Source organism: Methylomonas sp. PHL2-19 (assembly GCF_059331595.1).
Genome location: NZ_CP196839.1, coordinates 4016891 through 4030230, shown reverse-complemented (window position 1 = coordinate 4030230; position 13340 = coordinate 4016891). Strand labels below are relative to the sequence as shown.

The following is a 13340-nucleotide window of genomic DNA, read 5'->3' as shown; positions in this document are numbered from 1 at the left end:
CGCTATCCGGAAAAACCGGCTGGCTTGTTGGACCGGGTTTGCTCTGCTACTGTTGATGCTAAAGCACTGAACGCGCGAGGAGAAAACATGTCAGGCAGAATTGATTTTACGATGGGTTTTAATGCCGGAAAAACGGCCAAGGCCGGCGGCGGCGAAAGTAGCTACCGGGTTTATATTTTCGGCAATTTTTCCGGTGCCGCCGTGTCTTGGGAGCAAAGCAAAATCCGCAAAATCGATGTCGATAACTTTGAGCAAGTGCAGGCGCAAGTCACACCCTCACTGGAAGTCAGTTCGGGCATCACGCTGCAATTTCCGGCGTTGGAGGATTTTCATCCCGATGCCTGGTTGGGAAAAGTCAAGCTGCTGGCCGATTTGCGGACTTTAAAATCGGAACTGGGCAACCCCAATACCGCCGCGCAGGCGGCGGCGAAAATTCAGGCCTTTTTTCCTGGCGTAGTCGCCAGCGAAGCAGCAGCGCCTGTGGCGGAAACGGAAAGCCAAGAGGATATGCTGGAACGTCTGCTGGGGAAAAAGCCGGAAGGCGCAGTCGCGGCGTCCGATTCTCTGGATAGTTTGTTGAAACAGATTGTGGAGCCGCATGTCGCCAAAGACGCTAATCCGCAGCATCGGGCGTTAATTGATGTGATCGACGCCGCGACCGCACAGTTTGTGAAAGCCCTGTTACACCGGCAGGATTTTCAAGCCTTGGAAGCTTTGTGGCGGGCGACGTATGAATTGGTGCATGAAGAAGCCGCCGACGCGCAACAGCTCTATTTGCTGGATATTAGCCAAGCCCAATTGCTGGCGGAGCTGGAAAAAGGCGGTGAGAGTGTCGTCCAGCGTTTGCAGCAACATATGCAAACCGGTGACGGCGAGCAGGATGTGTTGATCGTGGCCGATTATCTGTTTGCCGAAAATGCGGACGACAAAGCCTTGCTGGGTTATTGTGCGGATTTAGCCGCCAAATGCGGGGCGGGGTTTCTGGCGGGCGCAGGGAACGGTTTGGTGGTCGAGGCTTTGCAGAATCCGCCGGATTGGCTGGCATATCGCCAGCAGATCCAGGCCGACAGCGTGATCTTGACCTATCCGCGCGTGCTGATGCGTTTACCTTACGGCAGTAAACGCGATCCACTGGAGAGCTTGACGTTTGAAGAGTGCAGTAATATCCCGCAGACCGACGAGTTGTTGTGGGGAAATTCGGCCTTTTTAGCGGCCAGGGTATTGTTGAGAGCTGCTCAGGATGACGCCACCGCGGAGCAATTCTTTTTTGCCGATGTACCGGCGTTTAGCTACGAACTGGACGGCGAGCAGGTATTGCAGCCCGCGACGGAAGTGGTGTTGAACGAAGTGCAGGCGAATAATCTATTGGCGCAAAACATCATGCCGGTAGTCAGCTATCGGCAACGGCAAGGGCTGCGCTTACTGGGGTTAGACACCCTGGCTTGACCGGTTTTGACCAAGCTGTGCCCGCATCTTTTCCCTATCCAGCTCGCCTTCCGAATGCGACACTACAATCGTAGCTACCGCATTGCCGACGATATTGGTCAAGGCCCGCGCTTCCGACATAAAGCGGTCTATGCCCAGGATCAGCGAAAGTGCCGCGACAGGTACCGCCGGCACTACCGCCAGTGTAGCCGCCAAGGTGATAAAGCCGGCGCCGGTGACACCGGACGCGCCCTTGCTGGTCAACATTGCTACCAACAACAGCGTTAATTGTTGCGTCGGGTCTAAATCGACATTCAAGGCCTGGGCGACGAATAGCGCGGCCATGGTCAGATAAATATTGGTGCCGTCCAGATTGAACGAGTAGCCGGACGGTATCACCAAACCCACCACCGAGCGGGAGCAGCCCAGTTTTTCCAGCTTGTTCATCAACGGCACCAGCGCCGATTCCGACGACGAGGTGCCGAGCACCAGCAACATTTCTTCCTTGATGTAGCGCAACAGCCGAAAAATATTGAAGCCGGTCAGTGCGGCTATGCTGCCTAGAATCAAGACGATGAACAAGCCGCAGGTCAGATAAAAACTACCCATCAGCGCGGCCAGCGGTTTCAATGCGGCCACGCCGTATTTACCGATGGTAAACGCCATCGCCGCGCCGGCCCCGAACGGCGCCAGCTTCATGATCACGCTCATCATCGCAAAAAAGATGTGCGAGCATTCTTCGATAAACACATACACCGATCTGCCGGCGCTGCCCATTTGCTGCAAGGCAAAACCAAACAACACCGCCACTAGCAACACTTGCAGCAAATCGCCGGAACCGGTGAAGGCGTCGGTAAAGGTTTTGGGGATGATATGCAGCAGAAAATCGGCGGTACTTTGCTGGCTGGCCTGTTTCACATAACCGGAGACGGCTTGAGCGTCCAGCGTGGCCGGATCGACGTTAAAGCCTTGGCCTGGTTTGAGCAGATTGGCCACCAGCACGCCCAACCCCAGCGCGAAAGTCGAGACGATTTCGAAATACAGCAAGGCTTTGACGCCCACCCGGCCAGCCTTTTTCATATCGTCGGCACCGGCGATGCCCAGCACAATAGTGCAAAACACCACCGGGCCTATCAACATCTTGATCAGGCTGATAAAGCCGTCTCCTATGGGTTTGAGCGAGATAGCGTGTTCGGCGTCCAGGTAACCGAACAGGCCGCCGGCAACGATAGCCAATAGAACCCATAGATAAAGCCGGGCGGAGGGGCTGGCTGCTTGTGACGATGGCGGTTTGCTGAGGTTTTCCGAGTTCATGGTTTAGCGCGTGGCTCTTAGAATGTAGCGCGGGTGTTGAGCGCACTATCGTTTAAAAGCTGCGCGTATGGCAAGGATAAGTTACGAGGCCAACAGCCCGTCTTACGATGGTATGGAATCGTTCGTCGCCAACTTAAACCACAAGGCTATGGTGGACTCAATTATTGCAGTAAAAGGCTGCCGGAATCTTTTTGATTTAGACAAAGCGGCTGTTAGCGCCTTCCAGTTATTTGTCTTCCTTCTTGTCAAACACGCCGCTGAAGCTAAAGCCAATATCGATTTTGCCGATTTCCTCGATCACTTTCTGGCTCAATTCATCTACCGGCTTATCGGAAAACACCGCGTAGCGCATTAGATTTTCCGTGTAGGTTTGCTTGTCTTTGTATTGGCTGTAAAACGCAAACATCAATGCGGCGATGCCTGTCACCGTGGTTTGCACTATCGCCGACTTATACCATTCGCGCTCGCCCAGCCGGTCTTTCAACAACACCCCCAGCGAAGGCCACAAAAACACCGCCACCGCAGAAATCAGCGACAGCCAGAAAAACACTTTGTTTAAAATCGCATAACTCCTGGCTTTAACATACAAATCGTAAATCAACACCAGCTTGCGCTCTTCGTCTACAGTTGTAGGCTTTGCCGTGCTCGTTGAATCTGTCTTACAGACGGCGGTTTTGGCGTAATCCATCAGCAACTTCGCGCTGGTTTGATTGGGGTTGAGGATGCTCACCACATCTTTATCGCAGGATTCCGACGCGCAGCCGCTCAGCGCAAGCAGTGTCATGATGATTAACAGAAATTGGCGCATGGTTTTGCTCCGTATCGATTTAGTGGGGCAATTGTGACATAAGCGGGTTGACATCCTGCGGGGAAAATTGCATTGGGCGAGGCTTGAGTTTCTCGCTGCCTAATGCCAGCCCGTTGTGGTTGGTCACTCGATCTGTTTGAATGACAGAAATTTACACGTTACCGATAGTTATACAATTAACAACATAGCTCCGATTGTTGATGTAATGAACCCTTATTATATTTATTCGCTTAAAGATCCACGTAACTCACCGGCGCAGCCTTTCTATATTGGCAAAGGAACGGGTAATCGAGCTTGGGAGCACACCCTTCGAGTAGATCAAACTCAAAAAGGAAGGCGCATTGCCGAAATTCAGGCGGCCGGACATGCTGTCATTACCACCGTATTAGCTGATGATCTTACTGAAGTACAAGCACTTAAACTTGAAGCGGAGTTAATCTCTGCTTTTGGCACAGTGACCAATGGGGGTATTCTCACTAATGTTGTGTCACCGAGTGGCGAATCCGAAAGTTGCGCAAGGGGCTTATTATTCCTTCTGGTTCTGTCGAGAAGGCGCAAGTGGCACTTGAGCTTTTGAAGTCAGCGGTCCTTGAGTTGGCTCAAGCAAATCCAGACGGAATTACAAACTCCGATACGGCTAAATCACTGGGTCTCCAATGTGACTATCTTGGCGGTTCGAAAGATTATTTGTCTTGGAGCATCTTAGGGTTACTGATGCGTGAGGGTAAAATGATTCGCGGTGAGTCCAAGAAACATAAGGCTACTGTCAAATGAGCACGTTATGGGTTTTGTAAACCTGTTCTGAACGTTTCAAGAATATGGGAAAGTTTGGCAAAACCTTTGGAGCGGGTTGAACAGCCCACCCCGCCTATTTTCAGAATTGGCTATGCAATGGTTTGGCGTTATGCTTTTCAAACTTCCTTGTGCGGCCCTGTGGGTCATAATGGGCCTGAAAAATAATGCAATAACTAAATCTTTGGAATTCATCATGTTAAACATCGAAATCGATAACCCTGAGTTGGAAGCCAGCCTGCAGCAGTTGTTTGGCAATAATCAGCAGTCCGTTGCCAGTGCCTTTGCCGAGTTTGTACAGCAGCGCAAAATCAAGCAGGATATCGGTGTGTCAATTACACAATTGGCTGCTGGCGAAGGCCTGCCGTTGCAACAGGTGATGCAGGACATTCGCCGGAAATATGAGTGAGTACCGCATTGTCTTTTCGCCGCGCGCCGGACAGCGCTTGGCGGAAATAGCCGACTATCTTTATCGGCAAAACCTGTCGCAGCGCTTTGTGCTGGATTATCTGCAACGTTTTGAAAATTGGCTAAATACCCTGCCGGTGCAGTTTCCCGAGTCGGGTACGCCGATGCCGGAGTTTGGCGACAACATTCGCCGGGTGGTCTATCAACAATACAGCTTTGTTTACCGTTTAAACGGTGATGCCATCGAGATACTAACCGTGTACCGTGAAAATCAACCATGAGCACCGAATTGATTTTTTCCAAACGGCCGAGAGTTTGATTTAAGTTAGTTTTGCCGACTGGTACTGGAGCAATCCAGCTAAGCAATCTTGGCAAGATCACCGACAAAAATCCTATCGACTTTTCCAAGGTCACCATGCAAACACCCCCAAACAAACTCTTTTGCACCGCCCAAATCCGCGAAGCCGAGCGTTATGTGATCGACGAACTGGGGATTCCTGGTAGGGAATTGATGCGGCGGGCCGGATACGCGCTGTTCGAACAAATACAGCGGCGTTGGCCGGAACACGCCGCGATCACGGTGTTTTGCGGCGGCGGCAATAATGGCGGCGACGGTTATGAGGTGGCGACGCTGGCCTTGCAGGCTAATTACCAGGTAACCGTTTACGCCTTGACCGATCCGCATGGATTGCCGGGCGATGCGCTTGCTGCGTATCAAGATTTTTTAAAGGCTGGAGGTTGTGTCAGCGACTTCGAAGCCGGGCAATCCAGGCTGCAAGGCGTGATCGTCGATGCCTTATTCGGAATTGGTTTGAGTCGCGAAGTCGGGCAAGGTTATGCGTTAGCCATCGCCGCAATTAACGATTCAGACTGTTCGGTAGTTGCCGTGGATGTACCGTCCGGTTTACATGCCTACACCGGTTCGGTGTTGGGTTGCGCAGTCAAAGCTGATGTGACGGTGACTTTTATCGGTTTGAAGTGCGGCTTGTTTACCGGCGCAGCGCCGGAATATTGCGGCGAGATTATTTGCAACACTTTGGATATCGACGAGGCAGTGTTGGCGGCAATGCCGCCGTTCGCGGAATTGCTGGAAAAGTTAGCGTTACCGCGTCGTTCGCGGACGGCGCATAAAGGCCATTTTGGTCACGTACTGCTGATTGGCGGCAATCTGGGTTATACCGGGGCGATTCGTTTGGCGGGTGAGGCGGCCTTGCGTTCCGGGGCCGGTCTGGTTAGTATCGCCACCCGCGCTGCGCATAGCGGGCTGATCAATATTGGCCGGCCGGAGTTGATGTGCCACGGCGTGGAATGTGGCGAAACGCTGCACGCCTTATTGGATAAAGCCAGCGTCATCGTGATCGGGCCCGGCCTTGGTCAGGACGATTGGGCCAGGGAAATGTTTGGCACCGTCATGGGTCGCGATAAGCCTTGCGTGCTTGATGCCGACGCGCTGAATTTGCTGGCGGAGCAACCGAAGCGCCACGAAAACTGGGTTTTAACACCGCACCCCGGCGAAGCCGCGCGCTTGTTGGCATGTAATACCCGGCAAATCTCGGCAGACCGCTTTGCAGCCTTATCGGATATTCAGAGTCAGTACGGTGGTATCTGTTTGTTAAAAGGCGCCGGTACCTTGATTAGCAACGGTGAAACGGTATATGTCGGCACCACCGGTAATCCCGGCATGGCCAGCGGCGGCATGGGCGATGTGTTGTCCGGCTTGATCGGCGGTTTGCTGGCGCAAGGCTTGAGTTTGGAGCAGGCGACTAGGCTGGGTGTCTATGTGCATGGCGAAGCGGCTGATAGTCTGGCTGCAGAATTGGGCGAGCGCGGCTTGTTGGCCGGTGATTTGCCGGAACGAATCAGGAAATTATTGTATTAATGAACATCACGCTGGAAACCCCCGAAGATACCGAAGCGCTGGGCGCTGCGCTTTGGCAAGCCTTGCCGGCAAAATGTCTGCTGTTTTTGTACGGCGATTTGGGTGCCGGCAAGACGACGCTGGTGCGCGGCTTATTGCGCGCTGCCGGCCATTCAGGCGCGGTGAAAAGCCCTACTTACACCTTGGTCGAGGAATACGAAGTCGATGGCCGGCGCTTGTTTCATTTTGATTTGTATCGGCTGAAGGACCCCGAGGAATTGGAGTGGATGGGCATGGACGATTATCTCAACCAAAACGCATTGTGCTGCATCGAATGGCCGCAAATGGGTGCCGGCTTTCTGCCCAATGCCGATGTGGAGGTTAGCTTGAATTATTTTGAGCAGCAACGTACCGCTGAAATCAATGTGTTAGCAAAAAATCGGCTTGGCGACATAAAACTAAACTGGAAAAACAATAACCTACTGCTATAATTTCAACGAAGTTGTCACTAGTGGAAATGTGGGGTATGCAGCAGATGTCTAAAATTTTCTGGATATGGGGTTTGTTATTACCCACGTTTTCGGTGCTCGCGGCTCAGACTGAACTGGGTCCGATCAGTTATTCATCCACCAATCAACTGCTGGTCAATTTGCCGAGCACGGTCAAGCATCATGCGTTTGTGTTGAAAAGTCCCAATCGTCTGGTTATGGATTTTAGCGATGCCAAAATGGCGCAGGATTTGAATCAACCGGTTGCGGATCATCCCTTGTTTGGTTTTGCCCGCAGCGCAATGCGTAACAACAAGGATTTGCGTATCGTCGTCGAATTGAAATCTGATGCGGACGCCAAAGTCGCGATGGTCGGTAAGAATTTACAAATCGATTTGGCGGCAAAAGATCAGCCAGCGCAGCCGCAATTGACAGCCAAGCCGGCGGAAAGAGCATTTACTCCGGTTGCGGCGGTTAAAACGGAAAAGCCGACAGCTACCCCGGAGGTTGCTGCTGCCGAAAAAGCCGATAAATCCACTAAAAAATCCGAGACCACTGCCAAACCTGTCGCGGTTAAATCAGTCGCCAAAGCCAAAGGCCGTCACATCATCGTTGCTATCGACGCTGGCCACGGCGGCAAAGATGTCGGTGCGCAGGGCGCGAACGGCACGCAGGAAAAAGACGTGGTGTTTGCGATTGCCAAAAGTTTGCAAGGCATGGTCAACAGCCAGCCGGGTATGAAAGCGGTGATGATTCGCGATGGTGACTATTTTGTGAAATTAAACGAACGCCGCCGTATTGCCCGCGCGGCCAAGGCAGATTTGTTTGTGTCGATACATGCCGATGCGTTTAGCGACAGCCAGGCGCACGGTGCCTCGGTATATACGTTGGCCAATAAAGGCGCGTCAAGTGCCGGCGCCACGTGGCTGGCTAACAGCGAAAACGCGGTGGATGGCGGTGCTGGCGAGGACAGAGATGACACCTTGACCTCGGTGTTGATGGATTTATCCAATAAGGCGGCGAAGGAAGCGAGCCAAAATATCGGTAATAAAGTGTTGAGAAGCGTGAAGGGTGTTGGTCATTTGCATCGCAATACCGTGCAAAAAGCCGGATTCGTCGTGTTAAAGTCGGCGGAAATTCCGTCGATCCTGGTCGAAACCGCCTTTATTTCCAATCCGGAAGAAGAGCGCCGTTTAAACACCAAGGCTTATCAAAACAAAATGGCCTCTGCCGTATTTAGCGGGATCGTCGGCCACTTTAAACAATATGCCCCGGCCGATACGATGATGGCGCAGCTGAATCGTTCCGGCAAATCCAAAGCCGTGCAATTGGCGGCAGTGGATGTGGATAATAGTGAGCCGGTGGCTAAAGCAAAACCGGAACAAAAACCGGTGTTGGCGGCTAGAGAGCTGGATGCTGCTCCAGCAGTGGTGGCAAGCAATGCAGGCACTCACCATGTCATCAATCGCGGCGAAACCCTGTCCGGTATTGCTCAGCAATACGGCATAAGCATGCGGGCCTTGCGGATGGCCAATGCGATGAATGACGGCAATGTACGGGTTGGGCAGGTGTTGCAAATTCCGCATGACAGCTGATTAAACTATCTTAAAACGGCGCGAATCATTTCGCCCCGTTTCATTTCCATCCGCTAAAATATGCGCTTTTGTTTGAGCGCGGCCAATGCGGATTCATGCTTTACCTACCCAATTAGTCAATCAAATCGCTGCCGGCGAGGTGGTCGAGCGGCCGGCGTCCGTGGTCAAAGAACTGGTGGAAAATTGTTTCGATGCTGGCGCCACCCAGATTCAAATCGATGTGGAGCAGGGCGGCACTCGGCAAATTCGAATCCGCGATAATGGTTGCGGCATCGTTAAGGATGACCTGGCTTTGGCTTTATCCCGGCATGCCACCAGCAAGATTGCTTCGTTGGATGATTTGGAGCATGTGATCAGCATGGGCTTTCGCGGCGAGGCCTTGCCCAGCATCAGTTCGGTGGCGCGTTTGACTCTGATTTCCCGTACTGCCGATGCCGACTGCGCCTGGCAGGTCAACGCCGATGGCACCGAGCAAAACTTCGATCCGCAACCCGACCCGCATCCGCCCGGTACCACGGTGGATGTGCGCGACCTGTTTTACAACACCCCGGCTCGGCGTAAGTTTTTAAAAGCCGAGAAGACCGAGTTTTCTCACATAGAAAGCCTGATTCAAAAATTGGCCTTGGCGCGTTTTGATGTCGGTTTTCTGTTGAATCACAATCAGCGCGAAGTCCTGAACCTGAAACCGGCGGACACCCAAGCCGCCCAGGAAAAACGTATCGCCGCGATTTGCGGTTCGGCCTTTGTCGAGAATTGCGTGAAAATCGATTTTGCGGCGTCGGGCTTGCATTTACATGGTTGGGTCGGCTTGCCGACCTTTTCCCGCAGCCAGCAGGACATGCAGTTTTTCTACGTCAACGGTCGCTTAATCAAAGACCGCTTGGTCGCCCACGCCGTCAAGCAGGCCTATCAGGACGTGCTGTATCACGGTCGGCATCCGGTGTTTGTGTTGTACTTGGAACTCGACCCAGCGCTGGTTGACGTCAATGCGCATCCGACTAAATTGGAGGTGCGGTTTAGGGAAGGACGGATGGTGCACGATTTTCTGTTTCAGGCTTTGCACCGCAGCTTGGCGGATCAACGACCCGGCGCTACCGCGGTGGCGCAGCACATTGAAACTGTAGGCGAAGTTTCGCCTGCGCAAGCGCCGATGACGCAGTTGCGGACGCCTTTGAATCAGCAAACCTCTTTACCGCTGACGATGCCGGAGTCGGATGTGGACAGCATGCCGCAACGAGTTACGCCTGAAGCATTCGGCGCTTATCGCTACCCGTCCGAACGAGCCAATATGTCGGATGTGGCCGAGCAAATCACAGCCTATGCCAAACTGTATCCGCAGACCGAGCGAGCCAACTCAACCCTGCCAGTCGGCGACTCGCCGATACCGCCACTGGGTTTTGCCTTGGCGCACATCCACAATATTTACATCCTGGCGGAAACGGCCAATGGCATTATTTTGGTGGATGCCCACGCTGCCCATGAACGGGTGACTTACGAGCGCCTAAAACAACATTACCATCAGCGGGCGATAGTCTCCCAGCCCTTACTGTTGCCGATCAAATTGCAAGTCACCGCTGCCGAGGCCGATCTGGCAGAGCAAGAGCACGAATTTTTTATGAATCTGGGGTTCGAAATCAACCGTTCAGGCCCGGAAACGGTGGTGCTCAGAGCCACGCCGGCCCTGCTGGCAAAAGCTGATGTCGATCAGTTGGTGCGCGACATCCTGGCCGATCTAGCCACTCACGGCGTCAGCCATAAAGCACTGGAAAGTATTAACGCGATTCTGGCGACCATGGCTTGTCACAGCTCGGTGCGGGCCAAGCGCAAACTCAGCATCGAAGAAATGAATGCCTTGCTGCGCGACATGGAGCAAACCGAGCGCATCGGCCAATGCAACCACGGCAGACCGACCTGGGTGGCGCTGAGCCATCAGGACTTGGACCGGTTTTTCATGCGTGGGCAATAAATGAGCGAGTTGCAAAAACCGTCGGCCATTCTGTTGATGGGGCCGACCGCATCCGGCAAGACCGCGCTGGGCGTGGCGCTGGCGCAAGCCTTGGACACGGAAATCATTAGCGTCGATTCCGCCTTGGTTTACCGTGGCATGGACATCGGCACCGCCAAACCCACATTAGCCGAGCGCGACGGCGTGCCGCATCATTTAATCGACATTCTCGATCCCCGCGAAAGTTTTTCCACCGGTCAATTCCGTGACAGCGCTTTGGCGTTGATGGCAGATATGACTGAACGTGGCAAGTTGCCGATTTTGGTGGGTGGCACGATGCTGTACTTTAGCGCCTTGACCCAAGGTTTGGCGCAATTGCCGGCAGCCGATCCGGAAATTCGCCAGCGATTGGACGACGAATTGCAAACCTTGGGGAAAGACACCTTGCATGCCCGCCTGGCGCAAGTCGATCCGCAATCGGCGGCGCGGATCCACGTCAACGACCCGCAACGTATTCAACGGGCGTTGGAGGTCTTTGAAATCAGCGGCCGGCCGTTATCCAGTTTCTTCGACACGGATCAGCAGGCCGAGCATCCGTACCGGTTTATCAAATTGATTATTGCGCCTGAGCAGCGTAGTACCTTGCATGACAAGATTGCCGAGCGCTTCGATCTGATGTTGAAACACGGTTTTCTCGACGAAGTGCAGGCTTTATGGCGACGCGGCGATCTGGACGAGAGCATGCCGTCGATACGCTGTGTTGGGTATCGGCAGGCTTGGTCCTATCTAAGCGGCGAATACGACCTGGCAACCATGCGGGAAAAAGCTATTATCGCGACCAGACAACTGGCCAAACGGCAATTTACCTGGCTACGTAAAGAACAGGATGCCCAGCATTTGATTACCGGTTCTAAAGACCTGGTCGGACAAGCCTTGACCTATTGCCGCGCCTATGAATAAAGCCGAACAACGCCAAATCGCCTACGCAGCGCGTAATGCTCAGGCAGATAAAGATGCGATCAGCGCCGACATTTGCCGGCGTGTCGTCGAGCAAGCCTGGTATCAAGAGGCTCGGACGGTGATGTGGTATTTAAATAGCCGTTCAGAGGTGCAGACTTTGCCTACCGTAGCCGCAGAACTAAATTCGGGTAAGCGCATAGTCGTACCTTATTGTACGGTCGATACCGCGGGCCATAAGCAACTGGGTTTGTGGCAGTTGGAATCACTCGACGAATTGCAAGCGGGCATGTGGAATATTCTTGAGCCGCCGCGGGCACGTTGGCTGGAGCCGGCAAAACAAGTGGTTGCTGATGAGCTGGATGTCGTCGTCGTGCCCGGCGTAGCGTTTGACAAGCAAGGCGGGCGCTTGGGCAACGGTGCCGGTTATTACGACCGGCTACTGCAAAAAGTGCGGCCCGACGCGGTGTTGGCGGCGATTTGTTATGAAGCCCAACTATTGCCGCAGGTGGCGATGGATACACATGATGTGTTCATGGACTATGTGCTTACCGAGCGCGCGATTTATTCAGGCAACAGGCATGCTCAACGATGAATTGGAGCGAGCTAAAGCAACAAATTCCCACCAGCCCCGCCTTGGTGCTGGACGAAGCGCAAATTCTCGCCAATCTTACACCGCTACAAGCGCTAAAGCAGGCAAGCGGCTGCAAGATTTTATATTCGATGAAAGCGTTGCCGTTGGCGGCATTGCTGGCGCTGATAAAAGATCAAGTCGACGGCTTTTCGGTCAGTTCCTTGTTCGAGGCGCGGTTGGCGAGAGAGGTGTTGGCAGAAGCGGGCGGTAGCATCCATTTGACCACGCCGGGCTTGCGCCCCGACGAGTTCGCAGAGTTGGGCCGGCTTTGCAGCCATATCAGTTTCAATTCCTTGCCGCAGTGTCAGCGGCTAAAGGCGTTGGCTGACGGTTATTCGCCAGGTTTGCGAGTTAATCCCAAGCTGTCTTTTGCCGATGATCAACGCTATGACCCGTGCCGGCCGCATTCGAAATTGGGGGTCGATATCGAACTGCTGCGGGATGGTTTGCCGGCTGATGTGGAAGGACTACATTTTCACACGGTGTTTGCCTGCCGGGATTTTACGCCCTTGCAACACACGCTGGAAAAGCTGCGGCCTCTTCTAAAACGCAATCGGCTTAAATGGCTGAATTTGGGCGGCGGCTATTTGTATCACACCATCACCGAACAACAGGATGTTGCCGAGTTGATTAGGAATGTGCGAGCCGAATTTGGCGTCGATGTGTATGTGGAGCCGGGTAAGGGGCTGGTCGGAAATGCCGGTTATTTACTGACCACCGTGCTGGATCGGTTTGTCAGTGACGGCAAGCAGGTGTTGATTTTGGACACCTCGGTGAATCATCATCCGGAAGTGTTCGAATATCAGATGAAACCGCGCTTGCTGGAAGAAGAGGGTGCCGGTGAACAATCGGCAATTTTGGCGGGCTCGACCTGCCTGGCCGGTGATGTGTTCGGCGAATATCGGTTTGGGCGGATTCCCGAGGTTGGCGAGCGTTTAGTGTTTGCCGACGTGGGGGCGTATTCGCTGATCAAGGCTAACCGGTTTAACGGTTATCAATTGCCGGATGTTTACAGCGTCAATCCGGCCCGCTGGGTGCTGCAAAAACGTGATAGCTATGTCGATTATCGCCGGCAATGGGCGAATAGCGGCGATTAGCGTTTCGCCGCCGGTTTTA

The 13340-nt window shown here is 53.4% G+C and carries 13 protein-coding genes; 11 read left to right on the top strand and 2 right to left on the bottom strand.

The genetic code is table 11. The features are described 5' to 3' along the window. Positions 1-87 precede the first annotated feature (87 nt). Positions 88-1446, top strand: a complete 1359-nt coding sequence (locus tag ACR02O_RS18540; protein WP_458139368.1) for a type VI secretion system contractile sheath domain-containing protein — start codon at positions 88-90, stop codon at positions 1444-1446. Here the strand turns inward: ACR02O_RS18540 and dctA are convergent. Together dctA and ACR02O_RS18530 are read right to left on the bottom strand one after the other, a co-directional pair. Beyond that, the gene (dctA, locus tag ACR02O_RS18535; RefSeq protein ID WP_458139369.1) at positions 1429-2739 is read right to left on the bottom strand and encodes a C4-dicarboxylate transporter DctA; all 1311 of its coding nucleotides are present in this window, start codon (positions 2737-2739) and stop codon (positions 1429-1431) included. The genes ACR02O_RS18540 and dctA overlap by 18 nt on opposite strands. Before the next feature lie 226 nt (positions 2740-2965). Next, positions 2966-3547, bottom strand: a complete 582-nt coding sequence (locus ACR02O_RS18530; protein WP_458139370.1) for a hypothetical protein — start codon at positions 3545-3547, stop codon at positions 2966-2968. 136 nt (positions 3548-3683) lie between these two features. On the opposite strand from ACR02O_RS18530, the gene ACR02O_RS18525 reads away from it, so the two are divergent. The 10 genes from ACR02O_RS18525 (at position 3684) to ACR02O_RS18480 (ending at position 13321) form a co-directional block, all read left to right on the top strand. Beyond that, positions 3684-4124, top strand: a complete 441-nt coding sequence (locus ACR02O_RS18525) for an LEM-3-like GIY-YIG domain-containing protein (RefSeq protein ID WP_494522154.1) — start codon at positions 3684-3686, stop codon at positions 4122-4124. Between the two features lie 309 nt (positions 4125-4433). Continuing rightward, positions 4434-4748, top strand: a complete 315-nt coding sequence (locus ACR02O_RS18520) for a hypothetical protein (protein ID WP_494522153.1) — start codon at positions 4434-4436, stop codon at positions 4746-4748. Further along, positions 4741-5028, top strand: coding sequence for a type II toxin-antitoxin system RelE/ParE family toxin (locus tag ACR02O_RS18515; protein ID WP_458139373.1), 288 nt, complete (start codon positions 4741-4743; stop codon positions 5026-5028). Before ACR02O_RS18520 ends, ACR02O_RS18515 begins: the two co-directional genes overlap by 8 nt. A gap of 134 nt (positions 5029-5162) precedes the next feature. Further along, a complete protein-coding gene (locus ACR02O_RS18510; protein WP_494522152.1) occupies positions 5163-6626 on the top strand; it encodes an NAD(P)H-hydrate dehydratase in 1464 nt (487 codons plus the stop codon). Then, positions 6626-7096 (top strand): tRNA (adenosine(37)-N6)-threonylcarbamoyltransferase complex ATPase subunit type 1 TsaE, encoded by a 471-nt coding sequence (gene tsaE / locus ACR02O_RS18505; RefSeq protein WP_458139375.1) that lies wholly within the window; start codon positions 6626-6628, stop codon positions 7094-7096. The genes ACR02O_RS18510 and tsaE overlap by 1 nt, the downstream gene beginning before the upstream one ends. Positions 7097-7140: 44 nt before the next feature. Then, positions 7141-8688 (top strand): N-acetylmuramoyl-L-alanine amidase, encoded by a 1548-nt coding sequence (locus ACR02O_RS18500; protein WP_494522151.1) that lies wholly within the window; start codon positions 7141-7143, stop codon positions 8686-8688. A gap of 85 nt (positions 8689-8773) precedes the next feature. Continuing rightward, positions 8774-10654, top strand: a complete 1881-nt coding sequence (gene mutL, locus ACR02O_RS18495) for a DNA mismatch repair endonuclease MutL (RefSeq protein ID WP_494522150.1) — start codon at positions 8774-8776, stop codon at positions 10652-10654. Continuing rightward, positions 10655-11593 (top strand): tRNA (adenosine(37)-N6)-dimethylallyltransferase MiaA, encoded by a 939-nt coding sequence (miaA, locus tag ACR02O_RS18490; protein ID WP_494522149.1) that lies wholly within the window; start codon positions 10655-10657, stop codon positions 11591-11593. It begins immediately after the preceding gene. After that, complete coding sequence (locus tag ACR02O_RS18485) at positions 11586-12185, top strand: 5-formyltetrahydrofolate cyclo-ligase (protein ID WP_033157315.1); 600 nt, start codon at positions 11586-11588, stop codon at positions 12183-12185. The genes miaA and ACR02O_RS18485 overlap by 8 nt, the downstream gene beginning before the upstream one ends. Beyond that, a complete protein-coding gene (locus tag ACR02O_RS18480; RefSeq protein WP_494522148.1) occupies positions 12182-13321 on the top strand; it encodes a type III PLP-dependent enzyme domain-containing protein in 1140 nt (379 codons plus the stop codon). The genes ACR02O_RS18485 and ACR02O_RS18480 overlap by 4 nt, the downstream gene beginning before the upstream one ends. Positions 13322-13340 lie beyond the last annotated feature (19 nt).

Excerpts from the sequence above, each read along its gene's own strand:
- ACR02O_RS18520 (WP_494522153.1), top strand. The coding sequence starts at position 4,434 with ATGCAATGGTTTGGCGTTATGCTTTTCAAACTTCCTTGTGCGGCCCTG.
- ACR02O_RS18500 (WP_494522151.1), top strand. The coding sequence starts at position 7,141 with ATGTCTAAAATTTTCTGGATATGGGGTTTGTTATTACCCACGTTTTCG.
- mutL (WP_494522150.1), top strand. The coding sequence starts at position 8,774 with ATGCGGATTCATGCTTTACCTACCCAATTAGTCAATCAAATCGCTGCC.
- miaA (WP_494522149.1), top strand. The coding sequence starts at position 10,655 with ATGAGCGAGTTGCAAAAACCGTCGGCCATTCTGTTGATGGGGCCGACC.
- ACR02O_RS18485 (WP_033157315.1), top strand. The coding sequence starts at position 11,586 with ATGAATAAAGCCGAACAACGCCAAATCGCCTACGCAGCGCGTAATGCT.
- ACR02O_RS18515 (WP_458139373.1), top strand. The coding sequence starts at position 4,741 with ATGAGTGAGTACCGCATTGTCTTTTCGCCGCGCGCCGGACAGCGCTTG.
- ACR02O_RS18480 (WP_494522148.1), top strand. The coding sequence starts at position 12,182 with ATGAATTGGAGCGAGCTAAAGCAACAAATTCCCACCAGCCCCGCCTTG.
- dctA (WP_458139369.1), bottom strand. The coding sequence starts at position 2,739 with ATGAACTCGGAAAACCTCAGCAAACCGCCATCGTCACAAGCAGCCAGC.
- tsaE (WP_458139375.1), top strand. The coding sequence starts at position 6,626 with ATGAACATCACGCTGGAAACCCCCGAAGATACCGAAGCGCTGGGCGCT.
- ACR02O_RS18540 (WP_458139368.1), top strand. The coding sequence starts at position 88 with ATGTCAGGCAGAATTGATTTTACGATGGGTTTTAATGCCGGAAAAACG.
- ACR02O_RS18530 (WP_458139370.1), bottom strand. The coding sequence starts at position 3,547 with ATGCGCCAATTTCTGTTAATCATCATGACACTGCTTGCGCTGAGCGGC.
- ACR02O_RS18510 (WP_494522152.1), top strand. The coding sequence starts at position 5,163 with ATGCAAACACCCCCAAACAAACTCTTTTGCACCGCCCAAATCCGCGAA.